The sequence below is a fragment of the Henriciella sp. genome, assembly GCF_049649345.1.
Taxonomy (GTDB): Bacteria; Pseudomonadota; Alphaproteobacteria; order Caulobacterales; family Hyphomonadaceae; genus Henriciella.
Window position 1 is genome coordinate 1 of record NZ_JBARZC010000618.1, and the last position, 2,320, is coordinate 2,320.

2 protein-coding genes are annotated in these 2,320 nt (G+C 67.2%); both read left to right on the forward strand.

What is annotated here, in order from left to right:
• Positions 1-377, forward strand: a 377-nt coding sequence (locus WA989_RS17150) for a DUF4159 domain-containing protein (RefSeq protein WP_424341697.1), incomplete at its 5' end; no start/stop codon positions are given.
• A partial coding sequence (locus WA989_RS17155) for a DUF7408 domain-containing protein (protein WP_424341698.1) occupies positions 374-2,320 on the forward strand: 1,947 nt, incomplete at its 3' end. The genes WA989_RS17150 and WA989_RS17155, both read left to right, overlap by 4 nt.

Below are 2,320 nucleotides of genomic sequence, written 5' to 3' on the forward strand. Positions count from 1 at the left end.
GCTTCTACCTGCTCGACGGCTTCCCGGGCCGCTATCAAAATCGCCGCCTCTGGATCGAGAATTCAGGGGTTGGCGAGAAGACAGAGCGGCGCGGCGATGGCGTCTCGCGCCTGATCATCGGTGATGCGGACTATCTCGCCGCATGGGCCATCGATGAGCGCGGCCGGCCGGTCTACAGCGTCGATGGCGGCGATGAGCAGCGCGAAATGGCCCGCCGCTTCGGCATCAACCTCGTCATGTACGTCCTCACCGGCAATTATAAGGAAGACCAGGTCCACCTGCCCGCCCTGCTCGAACGCCTCGGACAGGGCGATGAGGGCGAGCAGGATTTCGACATGGAGGACATCCCCTCCATCCAGGATGGAGGCCCGCGTTGACCGAAGCCGGACGGATCAGTTTCGACCCGCTGCTTGGCTGGCCGGTGCTTTGGGCGCTGCTGGCGCTCTGCACGCTGGCTTTGATTGCCTATGTCAGATGGCGCGGACCAGCCTGGATCACCCGCTTTGCCGCGCTCGCTGCGATCTCGCTGGCGCTCGCCAACCCGGCCTATGTCCGCGAGGAGCGCGAGCCGCTGCCCTCTGTCGCCGCGCTGATTGTCGACCGGTCCGAGAGTATGAGCTTTGGCGCGCGCACCGAGATTGCCAATGCCGCGATAGACCAGCTGCGCGAAGAGATCGGGGAGGATGCCTCCATCGAGCTGCGCTTCCTGGAATCAGACCCGGACGCCGACGGCACCGAGCTTATCTCTGCCCTGGATGGCCTGATGGCGGACGTGCCGCGCGACCGGATCGCCGGCGCCATTCTCGTCACCGACGGGCAGGTCCATGACGTGCCCGAAGACATGGCCCGGCTTTCCCAGCTCGGCCCCATCCACGCGCTCATCACAGGCGACCCGGACTCAAGCGACCGGCGCATCACGCTCATTCAGTCGCCCGATTTCGGCATTGTCGGCGAGGAGGCGCAATTCGTCGTGCGCGTCGATGATCCGGCCTCCAGCGAAGCGTCCGTCTCGGTCTCCGTGAATGGCGGCCTGCCGCAGCGCATTACCGTCGAGACCGGCGAGGACACGCCGCTGCCCATCGAGATTGAGCGGCGGGGCGATAATATCGTCGTCGTCGAGACCCCGCCCGGCGAGGAGGAGCTGACCCTCGCCAACAATCGCACCGCCGCCACCCTCTCAGGCGTGCGCGACCGGCTGCGCGTCCTCCTCATCACAGGCAAGCCCAATGCCGCCGGCCGTGTCTGGCGCGACCTTCTGAAATCCGACCCGTCGGTCGATCTCGTTCACTTCACCATCCTGCGCCCGCCCTTCAAGCAGGACATTACCCCCCTCGAGGAGATGGCGCTGATCGCCTTCCCGACCGATGAGCTGTTCGAGGAAAAGCTCGACCAGTTCGACCTCATCATCTTCGACCAGTATGAGCGGCGCACCGTCATCACCATGTCCTACCTCGCCAATATGGCGCGCTATGTCGCCGATGGCGGCGCGCTGATGATCGCCGCGGGGGAGGATTTCGCAGGCCCCGCCAGCCTCGCCAATACCCCGCTTGCCGGCGTTCTCCCTGCCCTGCCGACCAGCACGATCGAGGTCGGCGAGTTTACCCCCGCCCTCTCTGACATCGGCAAGCGCCACACCATCACCCAGGCGCTCGACGGGCGCAGCTGGGGCAGCTGGGTGCGCTATATCGGGGCGAGCGCCGAGGCGGGCGACGTGCTGATGACCGCGACCAATGGTGATCCGCTGCTGGTGGTTGACCGCGTCGGCGAGGGCCGCGTGGCGCAGCTTCTCTCAGGCCAGATCTGGCTCTGGGCGCGCGGGCATGATGGCGGCGGCCCGTTCGCAGAGCTGATCCGCCGCATGGTCCACTGGCTGATGAAGGAGCCCGAGCTTGAAGAGCGCCAGCTGCGCCTCGAAGCCCAGGGCGACACGGTCCGCGCGACGCTGCGCACCCTGTCTGACAATGCCCCGCCGCTGACCATCGAGACGCCGGACGGCCAGATGATGGCGCCGGTCTGGCAGGAAATCGGCCCCGGCGAATTTGCCGCCGAAGCCCCGATCGACCGGCTCGGCCTGTTCCGCGCGCGCTCTGGCGGGCTGGAAGCGGTGACGCTGAACGGCCCGGTCAACCCGCGCGAATACGCCGCCCTCGAAGCCACACCGGAAGTGCTGAGCCCCCTGGCCGAGCTGACCGGCGGCGGCATCTATGAGCTGGACACCCCCTCAGACAGCGCGCCGGATATCCGCCGCGTCGGCCGCAACGCAGACGCCGAAGGGAATGGCTGGCTCGGCCTCCGCGAACGCGGCGCCTACGCCGTGCGC